This is a genomic window from Ehrlichia canis str. Jake (genome assembly GCF_000012565.1).
In the GTDB taxonomy this organism is placed as follows: Bacteria; Pseudomonadota; Alphaproteobacteria; order Rickettsiales; family Anaplasmataceae; genus Ehrlichia; species Ehrlichia canis.
Genome location: NC_007354.1, coordinates 804,259 through 823,168 on the forward strand (window position 1 = coordinate 804,259; position 18,910 = coordinate 823,168).

15 protein-coding genes are annotated in these 18,910 nt (G+C 28.8%); 2 read left to right on the forward strand and 13 right to left on the reverse strand.

Annotation, left to right across the window (positions count from 1 at the left end; all coding sequences use genetic code 11):
* Positions 1 to 148: 148 nt before the first annotated feature.
* From ffh to ECAJ_RS02910, 12 genes are all read right to left on the reverse strand, one after another.
* On the reverse strand, positions 149 to 1,498 hold the full coding sequence (gene ffh, locus ECAJ_RS02855) for a signal recognition particle protein (protein WP_011304664.1): 1,350 nt from the start codon (positions 1,496 to 1,498) through the stop codon (positions 149 to 151).
* The gene (locus ECAJ_RS02860; protein ID WP_011304665.1) at positions 1,483 to 3,078 is read right to left on the reverse strand and encodes a proton-conducting transporter membrane subunit; all 1,596 of its coding nucleotides are present in this window, start codon (positions 3,076 to 3,078) and stop codon (positions 1,483 to 1,485) included. Before ECAJ_RS02860 ends, ffh begins: the two co-directional genes overlap by 16 nt.
* An 857-nt stretch (positions 3,079 to 3,935) precedes the next feature.
* Positions 3,936 to 4,400 (reverse strand): type II toxin-antitoxin system RatA family toxin, encoded by a 465-nt coding sequence (locus tag ECAJ_RS02865; protein ID WP_011304666.1) that lies wholly within the window; start codon positions 4,398 to 4,400, stop codon positions 3,936 to 3,938.
* A 266-nt stretch (positions 4,401 to 4,666) separates the two neighbouring features.
* Positions 4,667 to 6,571 (reverse strand): molecular chaperone DnaK, encoded by a 1,905-nt coding sequence (gene dnaK / locus ECAJ_RS02870; protein ID WP_011304667.1) that lies wholly within the window; start codon positions 6,569 to 6,571, stop codon positions 4,667 to 4,669.
* 101 nt (positions 6,572 to 6,672) lie between these two features.
* A complete protein-coding gene (locus tag ECAJ_RS02875; protein WP_011304668.1) occupies positions 6,673 to 8,499 on the reverse strand; it encodes an Rne/Rng family ribonuclease in 1,827 nt (608 codons plus the stop codon).
* 130 nt (positions 8,500 to 8,629) lie between these two features.
* A complete protein-coding gene (locus ECAJ_RS02880; protein WP_011304669.1) occupies positions 8,630 to 8,965 on the reverse strand; it encodes a cation:proton antiporter subunit C in 336 nt (111 codons plus the stop codon).
* Positions 8,966 to 9,006: 41 nt separating this feature from the next.
* Positions 9,007 to 9,426, reverse strand: coding sequence for a Na(+)/H(+) antiporter subunit B (locus ECAJ_RS02885; protein ID WP_011304670.1), 420 nt, complete (start codon positions 9,424 to 9,426; stop codon positions 9,007 to 9,009).
* Positions 9,419 to 9,964, reverse strand: a complete 546-nt coding sequence (locus ECAJ_RS02890; protein WP_011304671.1) for a DUF4040 domain-containing protein — start codon at positions 9,962 to 9,964, stop codon at positions 9,419 to 9,421. Before ECAJ_RS02890 ends, ECAJ_RS02885 begins: the two co-directional genes overlap by 8 nt.
* Positions 9,954 to 10,253 carry a monovalent cation/H(+) antiporter subunit G gene (mnhG, locus tag ECAJ_RS02895; RefSeq protein WP_044261998.1) on the reverse strand — a complete coding sequence of 100 codons (300 nt, stop codon included), beginning with the start codon at positions 10,251 to 10,253 and terminating at the stop codon, positions 9,954 to 9,956. Before mnhG ends, ECAJ_RS02890 begins: the two co-directional genes overlap by 11 nt.
* Positions 10,250 to 10,483 (reverse strand): monovalent cation/H+ antiporter complex subunit F, encoded by a 234-nt coding sequence (locus ECAJ_RS02900; protein ID WP_231243004.1) that lies wholly within the window; start codon positions 10,481 to 10,483, stop codon positions 10,250 to 10,252. Before ECAJ_RS02900 ends, mnhG begins: the two co-directional genes overlap by 4 nt.
* Positions 10,484 to 11,001: 518 nt before the next feature.
* A complete protein-coding gene (gene tkt / locus ECAJ_RS02905; protein WP_011304674.1) occupies positions 11,002 to 12,987 on the reverse strand; it encodes a transketolase in 1,986 nt (661 codons plus the stop codon).
* 57 nt (positions 12,988 to 13,044) lie between these two features.
* A complete protein-coding gene (locus ECAJ_RS02910; protein WP_011304675.1) occupies positions 13,045 to 14,520 on the reverse strand; it encodes a carboxypeptidase in 1,476 nt (491 codons plus the stop codon).
* A gap of 658 nt (positions 14,521 to 15,178) precedes the next feature.
* Between ECAJ_RS02910 and ECAJ_RS02915 the strand changes: the two genes are divergently transcribed.
* Complete coding sequence (locus tag ECAJ_RS02915; protein WP_011304676.1) at positions 15,179 to 15,667, forward strand: OmpA family protein; 489 nt, start codon at positions 15,179 to 15,181, stop codon at positions 15,665 to 15,667.
* A 313-nt stretch (positions 15,668 to 15,980) separates the two neighbouring features.
* Positions 15,981 to 17,276 (forward strand): adenylosuccinate synthase, encoded by a 1,296-nt coding sequence (locus tag ECAJ_RS02920; RefSeq protein WP_011304677.1) that lies wholly within the window; start codon positions 15,981 to 15,983, stop codon positions 17,274 to 17,276.
* A gap of 1,112 nt (positions 17,277 to 18,388) precedes the next feature.
* On the opposite strand, the gene ruvX is transcribed toward ECAJ_RS02920, so the two are convergent.
* Positions 18,389 to 18,859, reverse strand: coding sequence for a Holliday junction resolvase RuvX (ruvX, locus tag ECAJ_RS02925; RefSeq protein ID WP_011304678.1), 471 nt, complete (start codon positions 18,857 to 18,859; stop codon positions 18,389 to 18,391).
* Positions 18,860 to 18,910 lie beyond the last annotated feature (51 nt).

Sequence of the window (18,910 nt, forward strand, 5' to 3'; positions counted from 1 at the left end):
CAGACACTCTATTTATCTATAATATATAACCATCTCTAACAGTATTATATGCGACAAATTTATACAAAACTTATAACACACAAAAACCAAAATTTATAAAGCACAGATACTATAAAATAATTAAAATGTTTTACAAAACATACAAAAATCACTTCTCCTTAAACAGATTCATTAAATCTACATTTTTTAGCTTATTATAATCAACTTTACTAAACTTATTCATTAAAGTACTCATTTGATTAAACTGCTTTAGCAGCATATTAATAGTGTTAATTTGTACACCAGCACCTTTTGCAATCCTAGCTTTACGTGCACCATTCAATATCTTAGGATTTTCTCTTTCCTTTTTCGTCATAGAATTAACAATTGCTATATACTGTTTTACTCTACTATCATCTGCAATTCCAGAAACCTGACGTTTAACATCAGATCCAAAATTAGGCATAAATTTTAAAATATTGGCAATACCACCTAACTTATTTAAAGCTTTTAACTGTTGTACTAAATCATTTAAATCAAATTTTCCTTTTTGTGCTTTCTTTTGCATTTCATCTATAGCATGTTTACCTACAGCTTCTGTAGCTTTCTCTACTAAAGATACAACATCACCCATATTCAGTATTCTTTTAGCGATTCTATCTGGATAAAAATCATCTAAATCACTTAATTTTTCTCCAGTAGCAATAAATTTAATCGGACTACCAATCGACATCTTCATAGATAATGCTGCACCACCTCTAGAATCACCATCTACACGTGTTAAAATAACACCTGTAATGCCTATACTATCGTTAAACGATTTAGCTACATTTACAGCATCTTGACCTATCATAGAGTCAGCAACTAAAATTATTTCACTAGGACATGAAAGATCCTTAATAGCCTTTAATTCTTCCATCATTACCTGATCAATATGTAACCTTCCAGCTGTATCCAAAATTAAAACACTATAATTACCATGCTGAGCTGCTTCCATAGCCCTTTTCACTATATCAACAGGAGCTTGATTTTCAATAATGGGTAAGGTTTTCACATCTATTTGTTTTCCTAATATCTCTAACTGCTTTTGCGCTGCAGGACGATATAAATCTAACGATGCCATTATCACTTCTTTCTTCTTATTTTTAAGTTTTAATGCCAATTTAGCTGTAGTTGTAGTTTTACCAACACCTTGAAGCCCTACCATCATAATAACAGAAAAAGGTTTAGCAGAAATATTCAAATCCTGTTTTTCAGATCCCAATATTTCAATTAAACAATCTTGTATTTTTTTTATTATCATTTGAGTTGGCAATACACCTTTTACAGTAGTTTCACCAACTATTTTTTCTTTAACATTATTTATAAAATCTTTAACAACAGACAAAGCAACATCAGCATCAAGCAAAGCAATTTTCACTTCTTCCATTGTTGAATCAAAATCCTCAGAAGAAATAACATGTTTACTTTGCATCTTTTGGATTATATTAGTTAAACTACTAGTTAAAGACTCAAACATAAGTACACAATGACCATAACAATAACAAATAACATACTTAGAAGTATCATAAACCCTAAAGGATTTACGCTTGCAATATTTAAAACTTCCTTGCCGCTCTTAGAGCATAATAACATTTTATTACTAAAGACATAGCTAAACATTGTAACAAGAATACTGAAAATGTACAATAAAAAATCACATATAATGTATATTATACGCATGAATAATACTCTATATACCCAATCTATATCCATATTAAAGTTCACTCTTCCACTAAAAACTGAACGAAAAACAATAAAAAACAATATACTCCCAAATATTAATTCACATTGTAATATAATACTGTCTAAGGTTTCAGGATCTAGATTATGAAATACATAATAACTACTAAATACTCCAAAAAATATACAAACTAACGTTAATATCAACATCGATAACCTAGATGCTATACAAACTTTTTTAATAACAGTATTTTCCTTAGATTTGGATATGAATACATACCAAAAAAATTTCACACCAACACTAATGAACAGTAATATACTACATCCTAAAAATAACTTGCTTATCAACACATTCGTAGGATCAAAATTATCCACATTATGTGTAATCAGTAATTTAGAAACAAAGCCACCAGTACCAGGTAAAGCTCCCATAGTAAATATAGCAACTGCAGAACATATTGCTTCCATTGGCATCTTTTTAAATAATCCACCAACTTCATTAAGATTAAATTTCTGAGTACTATTTATTACAGACATAGCAACCATAAATAGCAAAGTCTGATAAACAATAGACAAAACTATCTGCAAAACAATTACACCATGAACATCAACATCACCGCTATAAGAAAACCCTATAGCAGTAATAACTAACCCCATTTGTCCAACCAGATTATAACAAAGTAAACGTTTAATATTATTTTCTAACACTGAAAAAACAATTCCATAAACAGATGTTGCTATACCCAAAAACAACAATATACTTTCCCCTTGAAAAAAGAACAATAAAACAAATGCTGAAACTTTAGTAGTAAACACAGACAAAACTATAATACTATTATTCAACGCTGAAGAATAACTATCTGTCACCCAAGAAGATAAAGGAAAACATGCACAATTGATCAATAACCCTACTAGAAAACACAATCTACAGTAATCATCATAGCTGTGCTTAACTACACTTAAAACTCCACCAAACGATCCAATAAGTAATAAAACTCCAGCTAAAAAGTGAACACATGAATAATGTATCACTGCTTTTTTATTATTTCCAACAGAGTCAGCAGCAATTATCATTAATGCACTTAATGACATAAATTCAAATGATATTACTAAAGATAATAAGCTTTTTGAAGAAATTGTGGTTATGCTACTTAAATAATATAAAAGGTATAGAATTGTTTCATGCTTCTTTAGATTCCAAATATACAAAAAAATTTGAGCAATAATAAAAGAAAACACATAAAATAATATTAGACTATAGTTATATTCATCAATCTTTGCATCATATAAATACAGCTCTAATACAACAAATACGAACAAAATTAACCAATGTATCATTGCTATACTAGAACAGCGCGTAGTAAAATACTTACTCATAATAACTCAAGTTATATAGTTTATTATTTATTTCAAGTTATATTATAATTAATACTAAGTAGTATTAAAAATGCTACTAAATATTAGCATGATAAAATACATTCTTATATTAAAACATTAATCTCAGAATACAAAAGAAATAACAATTTAATACTGATTATTATACAGTTCAGCAATAACTACAAAAACACAATTTAACATCTACAAACTACTAACACTTCTATTGGCAAATTATTAGCTAATACTAATCAAAGCTACTTAACATAAATATTGAATACTAGTCATATGTCATCTATATAACTTCAAAATCATTTCTGATTCTCCTAATGAAGTAATCTTAACCGATGAAATGATTTTGTTTTTTAATTGACTACTAGTTTAATACCTAGTTAAATAAAAAAATGTTACATTCAACTAAACTATAAAAAGCATTTATCTATATAATTCCAAAATAATATAAATGCTTTAAATTTAAAATTATTTAATAAAAATCAAGATCTCACTTGAAATCTTCTAATTGCTTTTAAACATTACTTCACAATTAATAATTCTACATACAAATCACTAAATTATCTGGGCTATTTTTCAATGTAGTAATATACACTTATGAAAAATTACATAAGTAATTGATTTGTTTAAACTATAATAAAAGTTAATTAATTACACAAACTACTCTATAGCACAACCTACTTTTTTAACAATAAAGTCACCATTATTCACATTTAACAAAAGACTTAATAATATCATTTAGAACTTCAAAGCATTCAAAATAATAAATTAATTAAACAGTAGAAAATTATAATTATATTCTCAAATTATTGATCACAAAAATAACATTACATGAATAGTGTTAACTATCACTTATGTAACAATAAATTATTTGCTCTATTTCTAAATGCAGTAATTATTTTCTTATATGCATGATCACAAACCAGATTAAATGCAGATTGTAACATAGGGACTTTAAAAGCACAACTTATGTAAAATTTCACCAATGTTCTATTTCCATCTATAGGAATAAAAGTCCACTGATTATGCAAAAATTTAAATAATCCTTCTATTGCTTCTACTTTTATCCATCCTTCTTCATTTAAAGTAGGTTCTTTAAATACAATATGCGAAGTATATTTACCACTTAGCCCTTTAAAACTAGCCAATAAATCTGCTATCATAATATTTTCTTTTCTAGTTCTTACATAAACTGCTTTACACCACGGAAGAAAATCCGGATACTTTTCAACATCTAATACTATGTTAAATAAATCAATAGCAGAAAAGTTTATTATTTCATCATCATTTAAGTTATATTCATTATTAGACATAGTAGAATTGTATTAGAAAAACAAGAAAACACAGGGAGAAACCGTCACTGCCGTCTATGCTCTGAATATCCTGAGACTTAAGCTAAGGTGGGCACCATTTATTAGTATCCATTAACTAACAGTGACAGCTCCCTAAAACAATCAATCGAGCTCGAGGAATTAACTTAACTTCAACGTACAATACAGAAACTCCCTACTTGAATCCTAGCATAATATAGTATATCTATCAACCGTATTATCCTACATTACCACAACAGGCTACATATCTATTTTCCATCTTTCTTATCAATTTCTTGATAATCAGAATCAACAACTTTAGAATCCTCTTCATTATTATTATTTGTTGTAGTACTTTCAGTAGATGAAGTATTATTAGCATTACCATATAAAGCTTCACCTAGCTTCATTGAGACTTTCATTAAATGATCAACTTTTTGTTGTAAAATGTCTACACTCTCAACATCACTATTACCAAGAGCATCTCTTACATCTCTAATAGCATTTTCAATTTCTAACCTATCAGAATTCGGAATTTTATCACCATATTCATTTAAAGATTTTTCTGTAGAGTGTACTAAATTTTCACCATTATTTTTGAGCTCAATAAATTTTTTGCGCTTTTCATCTTCTCCAGCTTTTTGTTCAGCCTCTTTTATCATCCTTTGAATCTCATCATCACTCAACCCTCCAGAAGATTGAATCTTAATAGCTTGTTCCTTACCAGAAGCTTTATCTTTTGCTGAAACATGCACTATACCATTAGCATCTATATCAAAAGTAACTTCAATTTGAGGCATACCACGAGGAGCTGAAGGTATACCTTCTAAGCTAAATTGACCTAACAACTTATTGTCAGCTGCCATTTTCCTCTCACCCTGATAAACCTTAATAGTTACAGCAGTTTGACCATCTTCCGCAGTAGAAAACACCTGAGATTTTTTTGTAGGAATTGTAGTATTCCTTTCAATTAATGGAGTAAATACACCACCTAAAGTTTCTATACCTAAAGATAATGGTGTAACATCTAATAATAACACATCTCTTACATCACCAGCAAGAATACTTCCTTGTATAGCAGCACCTATTGCCACAACTTCATCTGGGTTAACACCTTTGTGAGGTTCCCTACCAAAAAATTCTTTTACTTTTTGTATTACTTTAGGAACCCTAGTCATCCCACCAACTAATACAACTTCATCTATTTTATCTGCAGATATCCCAGCATCTTTAAGAGCCTTCTTACATGGTTCAATAGTTCTTTGAATTAAATCATCAACTAAATTTTCAAACTTAGCTCTAGTTAACTTTAAGCTTAAGTGCTTAGGCCCTGTACTATCACTAGAAATAAACGGCAAGTTTATATCAGTTTCCATACGATTAGATAATTCTATCTTTGCTTTCTCTGATGCTTCTTTAATCCTTTGTACCGCCATAGCATCATTATGTAAATCTATACCTGTAGTTTTTTTAAAATCATCCATCAAATAGTCCATTATTGCATGGTCAAAATCTTCACCACCAAGCATTGTGTCACCATTTGTTGCTTTTACTTCAAAAACACCATCAGCAATTTCTAATATTGATACATCAAAAGTACCTCCACCTAAATCATATACTGCTATTACTTTTTGTTTATCACTTTTGTTTAACCCATATGCTAACGCAGCAGCTGTAGGTTCATTAATTATTCTAATAACATCTAGTCCCGCTATCTTTCCAGCATCTTTTGTCGCTTGACGCTGTGCATCATTAAAATATGCTGGTACTGTGATTACAGCCTTTTCAACCTTATGTCCAAGGTGCCTTTCTGCTGTTTCTTTCATTTTTTCTAAAACAAATGCACCAATCTGACTAGGAGAATATTCTTTGCCAAGTACTTTTATCCAAGCATCACCATTTTTAGCAGATACTACTTCATAAGATGATTTTATATCTTTTACATCTTGATATCTACGTCCTATAAGCCTTTTACTAGCATATATAGTATTCTTGGCATTCGTAGTAGCTTGACGTTTCGCTGGATCACCAACTAACCTTTCCGAATCAGTAAATGCAACTATTGAAGGTGTAGTCCTAGCACCCTCACTATTTTCAATGGCTTTTGCATCACCACCTTCCATTACCGCAACACAAGAATTTGTCGTACCTAAATCTATACCTATAACAGCCATAAATAGCCCCCCTTACATAAAAATCAAAATTATAATCACAGATATAATAACCAAATCACAAGATTACAACCCCATTTAATACAAGTTCATAAATTTATGAATTAAATACTTGAAAATATACGTGTTAACCACTTCTTTATCCACATACTTCCAGTAGAAGTATCTTGCATTTCTTCTTTCAATTTATTATCTTCAGAAATTTTATAGTCAACAGTAAATATATTGACTACATCTTTATTTTGATTTGATATATCATCATTCTCAACATTAATATTAAAATCTGATATATTACTAGTATTCTGATTAACAGTTAACTTTACTGATACACTAAATTCTTCTTCAATTTCAGCAATATGTTGACGTTTATTGTTAAAAAAATATTCTATCATTTGTCCAGCAACAGAAATATTTATTAGTTTATTACGATTCTTATTAGCACAGTATCTAATATCACGTAATATATCACCAGAAGAAGATTCTAATGACCTCACTCTACCTACACCGTTACAATGTGAACATTGCACTGTATTTGCTTCTAGTATACTCTGCTTAACTCTTTGTCTCGATATCTCCATCAATCCAAATGTGCTGATATAACCAAATTGTACTTTTGCTTTATCATACTTAAAAGCTTCTTTAATTTCAGATTCTACCGACCTACAATATCTGTATTTCAACATATCGATAAAATCTATTACTATTAACCCGGACAACCCACGCAAATTCACTTGCCTAGCAATTTCCTTAACAGCTTCCATATTTGTTTTATAAGCTGTTTCCTCAATACTGTCTTCACCTGTCATTTTGCCAGAATTAACATCTATTGACACAAGTGCTTCTGTAGGAGTAATAACCATATAGCCACCAGAAGGTAAATTAACTATATTCCCATATAACTCACAAATTTGCGACTCAATTTTATAATAAGAAAAAATAGGAACACTGCCTTTATAAATTCTAAGACGTACTCTGTTCCTAAACATAAACTTAACACATTCTTTTGCTAATTCATATGCATAGCTACCAGATACAATTATGTCTTGTGTATTTTCATCACAATAATCCCTTAATGTCCTTTTTATTATATCACCTTCAACATACAACAATGATGGCACAGTAATACTCACATAACTATTTTGTATACTGCGCCAAGTTGATTGTAAATAAGACAGATCCTGTTCTATCTCTTTCTGACTTTTATTAGACCCAGCAGTTCTAATAATCATTCCAGATTCTTTTGGCAGCTTTATTACATTCAGAAAATTTTTTAAAGTTTTTCTATCATCAGCATCTTCAATACGCCGTGATATTCCGCTATTCTTATTACCAGAATTCGGCATAAATATACAATACCTACCAACCAAAGTAATAAAAGTTGAGAAGGTAGCACCTTTATTTCCACGCTCTTCTTTGATAATTTGAGCCATTAGTTTCTGCTCAAGTTTTATTACATCCTGTACCTTATACAACTTATAAAAAGGTAATTTAGATTTGTTATAACTACCTTTTGAATTATCTTTTTTCAATAATGTCAATTTTTCATTATAATCATTAACATCATCTTGATCTTTATTATCACATACAACAGAATCATCTACAGATTTTACATCATCATCATTTTTTATATCAGAATCTTCATACAAGATCTGATATAACTTTTCCTTCTCCTCTTCAGAAATATTATAGTAATCTAATGATATCTCCGAAAAAGGCAAAAACCCATGTTTATTTGCCCCATATTCAATAAAAACTGCTTGTAAAGACGGTTCTATACGCTTCACCACAGCACAATACACATTACCTTTTAAACATTTCTTATCTTTTGATTCCTGATCAAATTCTACAACTTGCCCATCACGTAATACTGCTACTCTAATTCCATCCTGATATACTGCATCAATTAATATCCTTTTATTATGATTCGACACTATACTTACACCTAAAACTCACTTAACTATAGCCTTTAATTATAACAATATAGACAAGATTTAAAAGATAAAAACACCTTATTATTTTTACAATTAAAAAACATTAATAAATAAAGTATTAACTACTTGTTTATCTACGTATTTTTTCATCATCTATTGAAGCAAATGCTTTTTTTATTTTTACAATAATTGATAAACCAACTGCTAAAATTGCAACTCCCACAACAATAGCCGTCAACATCAAAACACTAGGCAAAGGATTAGTATACAATATTGCACCATCAGTTAAAATTGGAACAGTTCCATTACTAACATACCCTATAGAAATATAGAACAACAATACAGAAGTCTGAAATACATTTAACCCTATTAATTTTTTTACAAGATTTTTATCAGCAGCAGTAACATATAATCCTATAACCATTAATATTATGGACACAACGTAATTAAAATAACCAAAAATCATATACCGAAGTTAAAACACTTAAAATAAAACTACTAGCAAATCTATTCTTTATAAGAAGATACAAAGTTAAAAAAAATAATCAACATAGAACTACATACAGTCATGCCTACACCAAGTTCTACAATAAATATTCCCAATTCCTGACCTAATACTGGATCACTCATTAAAACAGAATAAGACAAAAATTCACCACCAAGTAACATAGATGCAATACCAGTACCTCCATATATTAAAATACCAATACCACAAATCAATTTAACAATATATTGTGATATCGCTTTAGAAGTCATATCTACACCAAATAATATACCATGCAAAATAATTGCTGATGCAACAATAACACCAGCTTGAAAGCCACCACCTGGGCTATAATCACCATGAAATTGCACATACAAACCATATAAGATTATAATTGGCACCATTAAAATATATATTGTTCTCAAAACTGGGTTTTTAAACATGATTATTATCCTTAGCAAGCAACAAAGAAATTCCTAAAGAAGCAGTAAATATCACAACAGTTTCTCCAAAGGTGTCATACCCACGAAAACTTGCCAGAATTGCTGTTACCACATTAGGAATCCCAATGTTATTATAGGTATTTTTTAAATAATAAGATGCAACATGATTCTTTGCAAAAGAGTTAGGATCTCCAAAAACAGGTAAGTCAGGTATTACATACATCAAACTTATAAACATTCCCAACGCAATAATTACAGGAAATATTTTTATATTAAAATGCACTTTTCCTTCATTTTTACCAATCAATGACAACGCCATCAACATTAGTACAGTACTTATACCTCCTCCCACTGAAGCTTCTGTAATTGCAACATCTGGAGCATCCATTATTAAATACAATAATGCCATCAAAAAACTAAATATACACATCACTACTACATTAAGAGTAAGATTTCTAAAAAATACCAAAGAGAATGACACAAACACCAGGAACAAAGATAAAACAATATTCATAATAAAATTAACATCACTTAGCATTATTTTCCCTTTTTTTATCTTTATGATAAGCAGAACTTGCTAATGCATAAGATGCAGTAGTACAAGTAATCCATAAAAAACAGATTAATAATAAGATTTTAATTGTAACAATTGAAAGTTCAAATTGCATAGCTAGTCCAATTAAAATCAATGTAGCTCCTAAAGAATCCGTTATACCTGCAGGATGTAATTTTGTGTAAAAATCAGGGAATCTTATTACACCTATTACAGAAGTAATTACTAAAAACATCCCTAATACTAAAATTATCATACTTAAATATTCTATCATTTCTTTATCTTTCCAAAAGAACCATGTAAAAAAAATCTCATAAACGCAATAGTAGAAATAAAGTTAATACACGCATATACTAAAGATACATCTATTAAAAATGAAAACGTATTATTTATAACTCCAACAACAACAATCAAAACTACAGAATACGTACCAAATAAATTTGCAGCAAGTATTTTATCGTAGATAGAATTACCAGTAGCTACACATATCAGCATTGCCCCCATGCAAAATAATAACACACAACCTGTAAATACTAACATCGAATTAACAATAATAGTGATAAAATCAATATATACAAATATTAGCAATAAACAAACATTTAAATTATAAAATTCAAATTACTAGCTCATTTTCTCAATAACTAATTCATAATAAATTGAGATTACAAACACATTATGGTACCGCTATGAAACATTAAACTTCAGTAATATGAATATCACTTGGCTTCAGGATTATGTAATACTTTCACTTTTTCAACATGAAAAAACTCACAGATTAAACACAAAATACTAATAAACAACCATACAAATATTCAGACATTTTAAATTTAAACAATTAGTAATATTAATAATAGTTTATTATATAAACTCTAAAGTAGAGAGAATATACTAATTCAAATAAAAATGTAATTTAAAAAAGAAAATGACTAACTAAAAAACTTAAAACATTTTGTATTTTTATGAAATACTCACTGTAATTAAAAAACCAAAATTCTAAATATTTAACCTACAACACTATTAATTCAATCAATATTAATTTTTAATTTATCAAGTATTTTATTCACTAAATTCTCTGCAGTGATTCCAAAATGCTTATATAAATCCTTACATGGAGCAGATAATCCAAAATCATCTAATCCTACAAAAACTCCATCTTCTCCTATATATTTATGCCATCCAAATGAGCTTGCAGCCTCTATAGCAGCTTTTATACTTTTATTATTTAACAAACTGAATATATATTTCTTATCTTGCTGAGCAAACAATTCCCAACAAGGAACAGACACTATTCTTGCATCCAACCCTTTACCTTTTAAAATATCAGCAGCTTTTAATGCTACTTCTACCTCAGACCCTGTAGCAAAGATCGTAACATCTAAATCTTTTTCATATTCACGTATAATATATGCACCTTTGCTAGATAAATTTTCTTCAACATATAGACTACGAACATTACCTACATTTTGCCTAGATAATATAAATGCAGATGGAGAACTAGTTAATCTTAATGCAATTTCCCAACATTCTAATACTTCAACAGCATCAGCTGGTCTGAAAACATATAAATTAGGTATAGCTCTTAAAGATGATACATGTTCTACAGGTTGATGAGTTGGTCCATCTTCCCCTACTCCAATAGAATCATGCGTCATAACATAAATAACATGTCTCTTCATTAATGCAGACAACCTAATAGCTGGCCTACAATAATCAGCAAAAACTAAAAACGTTCCTCCATAAGGAATTACTCCTCCATGCAATGCCATACCATTCATACATGCCGCCATAGCATGTTCCCTTATACCATAATGTAAATAAGAGCCACTAAAGTTATCCTTATTAATAATTGATGCAAATTGTGGTTTAGTATTATTAGAACCAGTAAGATCAGCAGAACCACCTATTAATTTACTTGTATTTTCCATGACAACTTCCAATATTCTACCAGAAGATTTACGTGTTGCTTCATTTAAATTCAAATTACATAGCTCTTTTTTTAATTTCTTTAAACTCAAGAATACTGAATCAGATACACCTTCTTTTATTACATCAACAAAACTTTGAGAAGCTTTATCATCACATTTATTAAGCCACGCTTTATATTCATTTTCCGACTTACTGGCAATACTTTTCCATAACTGTAAAATCTCTTCTGGTACATCAAATGGCTTATCACACCACCCTAACTTTTCTTTCATTAAAATTACTTCTTCTTCTGAAAATGGCCAACTATGTGCAGCAGATGTATTTTCTTTTGAAACAAGGCCTTTCCCAATAATTGTCTTACAACAAATTAAAGAAGGCTTACTAGATCTACGAGCATTTTCAATTGAAGATTCAATCTCATCAAAATCATGCCCATCTATCTCAAAGACATCCCAACCATAAGATAAGAACCTAGCCTTAATATCATCTGAAACAGCTAAAGATGTATCACCATCTATTGAAATACCATTATCATCAAACAACACTATTAATTTACTAATTTGCAAATGCCCTGCTAAAGATGCTGCCTCATGACTAATCCCTTCCATAAGACAACCATCACCAACCATAACATATGTCATATGATCTACAAGTTCACTACCAAACTTTTCAGATAATACTCTCTCTGCTATAGCCATACCTACAGCACATGCTAAACCCTGTCCTAATGGCCCAGTAGTAGCATCAACACCAGGAGTGCAACCATATTCCGGATGTCCAGGAGTTAAAGAATGAATTTGCCTAAATCTCTTTATTTCTTCTATATCTAAACATCCTAAAAAATATAATATAGAATACAATAACATAGATCCATGCCCATTTGACAATACAAACCTATCCCTATTAAACCAACTAGTATCTTTAGGAGTAAATTTCAAAAACTTTGCAAATAATACTGTAGCAACATCTGCCATACCTAAAGGCATACCAGGATGTCCAGAAGCAGCATTTTGTATAGCATCTACTGACAACACCCTAATAGCATTAGCCATATTTACCATATCATTATATCTGTTGCCCATATCTCATTCTCACCAATCAAACTAAAAATACATAATTTAGCTCAATATACATGAAATTTAAACATTTAGATATTTATCTGTTAGATAATTTTTATAGAAATTAACATTCAATTTTTGACCTGTGATTTTCTTCAATAATTCGAGACTACTGTACCTTGTACCATAGTCACATACATTTTTATTTATCCATGAAACAAAGTATGAAAAATCTCCTCTTTCTACTTGTGATAAAATTTGAGAGTTACTATTCTTCATAAAACAAAAAATCTGAGAAGCAATAATAGCAGAAATCATGCAACAAGGAAAATAGCCAAAAACCCCACTTACCCAATAATCATCTTGTAAAAATCCTTCTAAATCATTTTTCGGTACAATATTAAAATAGTGCTTCATTCCCTGAACCCAAGCATCAGGTAAATCTTGTACCTGCAAAGAATCATTTATCATCTCCTTTTCTAAAGTATATCTCAGCATAATATGACCTAATAACGTCACTTCATCAGACCTATGCATAAACAAACTAGGTTGGACCTCATTAAAATACAACTGCATATTCTCATAATGTCCAACTTTACCTCTGAAAGAAAACCTTTTCTTTAAACTAGTAGACATATACTTCACACATTCTCTACTCAACATCAAGTGATTCGATGTTAATAAACCTAAAATTTCAGAAAAAATACTATTTACATTCCATCCTACAGGCTGTTTAACCCACTTCTCAGGGAGATTTAAATTATATAAAGCATAACCTATTTTCCTAAATAAAGTCCTTATCCCAATTCTATAATCACTTTTATCGTAATCAACCAAAAAAGACAGATCTTTTGTCAATGAATATCTATTATTAATATAACCCTGATTAGTAACATTAACATTGTCACCTGTAATACCAAAACATGATAAAATATCATACCCAAAAAGTACTTGTTTATCTTCACCAATATCTTTTGGATAACAAATCTTACTATGTTTTTGCTTATCACTTATTCCAACAATAAACTGACGAAAAAAAGCTCCTATTTCAGTAAATATAGAATCCACTTTCCTAGTATTCAATTTACTATCTTGAAATCCCAAAATAATATCATACTTAGAAGTTTTTAAACTTTCAGCCTTAATAGAAGTAACGTCACTTACCAATCTTACAACATCAGATAACAAAGCAATAACATCTTGCAGAGAAGCATTATCATTACGAAACAATAACCAGGAGTTCCTGCTTTTTACTTGTGCTTTATAAAGATCTAACTTTAATTCTAAAGGAACAGTAACACTATCCTTATGAATCAGCTCAATATGATTTAAGTTAGCAATTTCCCATTCATTCAACTTCGATTTATCAGCTAAACAATGTTGTATCATATCATTGACCATTTCATTACTGATGATCTCATGTTTAATTTCTTTAAGTGTACAAACATGCTCTATTTTATCACTTAAATCATTTTTACTAGATTCTAAAACACTAATGATAGAATTAACATTCCTAATCTTATCAAAAATTTGTTCTAAAAATTTATAATGTTTCATATTTACAATATTACGTATGTTAAATTCATCTAGTCAGTCAATTAAAAATTAATTCAAATAATATCACGGATATGCAAGGACTTTTCTAAAATATATACTAAGCACACAATGCACGTTATATATACACTACATTAGGCAAAATATTAATAATAAAAATACTTATACCTAAAATTATCACATATTTCCAATAAATAGTTGATAATGATAATGAACATATTAGCTCAATATAATACAAAATATCAATATTTCTTATCCAAAAAATTTAAATAATTCTACAAAACAGAATATTAAAATAACTTTCTCACAAACAACATGCTAAATATTACTGTATACATTTATATAAATAATTAGAAATTAATATTCATGATTAGTCACCTACATGCAATACAGCCTATATTCTTATTTATCGATAATAGACCTCGTTAATATATATAATAATCAACTATTTTTATGATATAAAAAAATTATAATCAAAAATAACAATTCACTAAAATGATATAATAAAATCCTCATACATCCTGTAATATATTCCTAAATCACATACAAACAAATTATTCTATAAATTTTGTAATATAACTGCATTTTTATTTTTCTCTTGACTTAAGACAATTTTAAGCAATGATCATCATAATCTTGTTCTAATAACGATTGAGGCACTATGAAACACAAGTTGGTATTTATTAAGTTTATACTACTATGCTTAATCTTAAGTAGTTGCAAAACTACTGATCATGTTCCGTTAGTGAATACTGATCATGTGTTTTCTAATATGAAAACCATTGAAAAAATATATTTTGATTTTGGAAAGGCAACAATAGGAGATTCCGATAAAGCAATACTTGAAAAAGTGATACAAAAAGCACAAAAAGATACTAACACTAATATTGTTATTGTCGGACATACTGATACAAGAGGAACAGATGAGTACAACTTAGAACTAGGTGAACAAAGAGCAAATGCAGTAAAAGACTTTATTATAGAACATGATAAATCTTTAGAAAATAGAATTACTGTACAATCTAAAGGAAAATCTGAACCAGCAGTTCTAGTATATTCCAGTAACCCAGAAGAAGCTGAACATGCTCATGCCAAAAATCGAAGAGTCGTTATCACACTCACTGATAATGGTAATAAAACGAGTCAATAAAAAAATTAAATCCATAAACACAATTTCAACTAAACATCATATACCTTACTTTCTACATGTACCTTTCATGTAGAAAGTACCCTAAGGTAGTGTATTTTTATAGTCACAAAACATTCTAAGCTTAAGTTTTATATAATTATTTAAATTATATAACTTTTATGATTCAAATAATAAACAATTAACATATTTGCTTATTTTGCTCTACAATGTTAATAATTGCAAATCACATGTGTTAATACACTTTGACTACTAAATAATTTGACACAATTTCTTTATTTTGTTAGTGTGACTTGGGGTTTTATACAGAAAAACTATGGTAAATATAATAGTTGTAGGTTTACAATGGGGTGATGAAGGAAAAGGAAAAGTAGTAGATTGGCTGTCTACTAATGCAGATGCTGTAGTTAGGTTTCAAGGAGGTAATAATGCAGGTCATACTATTGTAGTCAATGATAATGTATATAAGTTAAACCTACTACCATCTTCTGTTTTACAAAACGGTAAATTATCAATAATTGGAAACGGAGTAGTTTTAGATCCTTATGCTCTTATTTCTGAAATTGAGAATTTAAAAAGCAATGGTATCAACATCACTAGTCAAAATTTTGCAATATCAGAGTCTTGTCCTTTAGTATTAAGTGTACATAAACAAGCAGACATGTTATTCGAACAACTTAGGCAAGATACTATAGGAACTACAAATAAAGGAATTGGTCCATGTTATGCAGATAAAATTAGCAGAAGAGCTATTAGAGTATGTGATCTATTCGATCCAAAAGATTTACTACATAACAAAGTAAACCATCTTTTAAGCTACCATAATTTATTAAGAAAAAACATTAATAATCCATCAATAGAAACAGAAAATATAGTTAATGAATTACTAAGTATTGCACCAAAAATTTTACCATTTGTTCAACCAGTATGGAAAACCATACATAATTTAATAGAACAAAATAAGACTATAATTTTTGAAGGAGCACAAGGTACATTTTTAGACATTGATCATGGGACATACCCTTTTGTAACATCAAGCAACACTATAGCACAGCAAGCATTTATTGGATGTGGGATCAATCCATCTAATAAAACTCATATACTAGGACTAGTAAAAGCTTACACAACACGAGTAGGCAATGGACCATTCTTTACTGAACAAAATAATAACATAGGCAAAACTATGTTTGAATCAGGTAAAGAATTAGGTACTGTAAGTAATAGACAAAGAAGGTGTGGATGGTTTGACGCAGTATTAGCACGACAAGCTGTTATATTATCTGGTGTCTCAGGTTTAGTCATGACTAAACTTGATGTATTAGATCAATTTAGTGAAATAAAAATATGTGTTAAGTATAAGTATGAAAATAAAATATATGATTACCTTCCTGCTTCACCTTACATACAAAGCAAATTAGAACCAGTATATGAGACATTACCTGGCTGGCAAACCAGCACATTTGGTAGTGTATCATACAAAGACCTACCACAAAATGCAATATCATATATAAAAAAGATAGAAGAAATATTAAAAGTTCCTATTTATTTAATTTCTACAGGTCCAGAAAGAAATTCTATGATCATAATTAACAATGATTTTCTATATAAATAATGTATAATCATCTAATTCAAAACCATAGTTTATAATTTAACATAAAAAAATTTTCCTACAGATGATAGGAGTTTGCATTAGGGCAGTAAATAAGGTAACTGTTTACAAAAAATCTTACAACTAATTCCATACATCATTAAAACTAAAAAATTTAAATATACATAACAACAGAATATATAAAGAGGAAAATTTCATCATGAAAAAAAAAGTGCACAGATAAAAAATAAATAAAATAATTATTTATAAAAACCTTACAGCTAATTCTATATATCATTAATATTCAAAAATGAATACAAGCAATAACAGAATATATTAACAACATTATTATAATCACACACTCATTAGGAACTCATTATATACATTTTAGCGTAATTAACATAACACATATAAATTTTAATATTTTAGACTACTTATGTAGCATTTAACACCTACGTATCTATCTTTTAATATTAGATATGCATATAAATACTAATTTTGAAAAATCTCTAAATAATATATACTCCATCCATTTTGACATCTTAAGCTACTGATACAATTTCCAATACTTCTACATGAATTCTTCTTTTTCTACTACTTAGATTATGTAATATCAAACACTAATTTCAAAGCGCTATTAAAACAGCATATATTTCATAAATTTTAACATTTTCAAATTATATGTATATAATTTTTTAATATCCTTATCACTTAAATTAGATGCTGACACATCAAATACCAACCTAACTAGAATATATTTCATATATTACTCTATACTTCAAGAATACATATACAATTTTAAGATCTTCAGCCGCATCTTTCTGTTTTGAGGTAATGCTAACACAGTGTATATATCTCACACGCTTAATACACTAATAAGATTTTTAGACTTTTACATGTATATTTATACCGAATGTTAGATATGTATACATTAAATATTAACTTTGGAAATTGATTAACATATATTTCAAGTATATTGCTATATTTTAATACTAATTACATATCCTTTATCTGTTTCTACTCAATACTAGACAACATACATTAAAATATTAACTCTAAGCAATTCCAACATAACATACATTTAATATTATTACTTAAGTTTTTAAACTACTCATACAATCTTAACATCTTGCTATCTATATTTGATAAATTTTCATTATATCAAGTACCTGCTGTAAAATTAACATAGCTGCAATTTTATCATCAATTGATTGAGATTCTTTCCTCTTAATGTTAGCTAATTTTGCAACTCTCGTAGCCATAGCAGTACTGTATCTTTCATCATGCAAATAAATATTAATCTTATACTTTGCTATAATTCGATTTGCTAGTAGAACTACTTTCTGACATAATTCACTTTCTATACCACTTAACTCAATTGGCCAACCTATAACCATCGACCCTACATTATTTTCTACAAAAATATTGTATAAACTACCCAAATCCTTCCTAGTACTTCTTTTTATATATACACTATAAGGAATAGCTACTAAATTTGTTTTATCACTCAAAGCTATTCCTATTTTTTTCTCTCCAAAATCTAAACCTATTATCCTTTTCTTCTTATCTATTACTTTAACAAATTCATCAATACTTTTATATAGCATACCAGTTCCACTAAGAGATACTTATTACATATTGTTCTTTACAAATTTAAT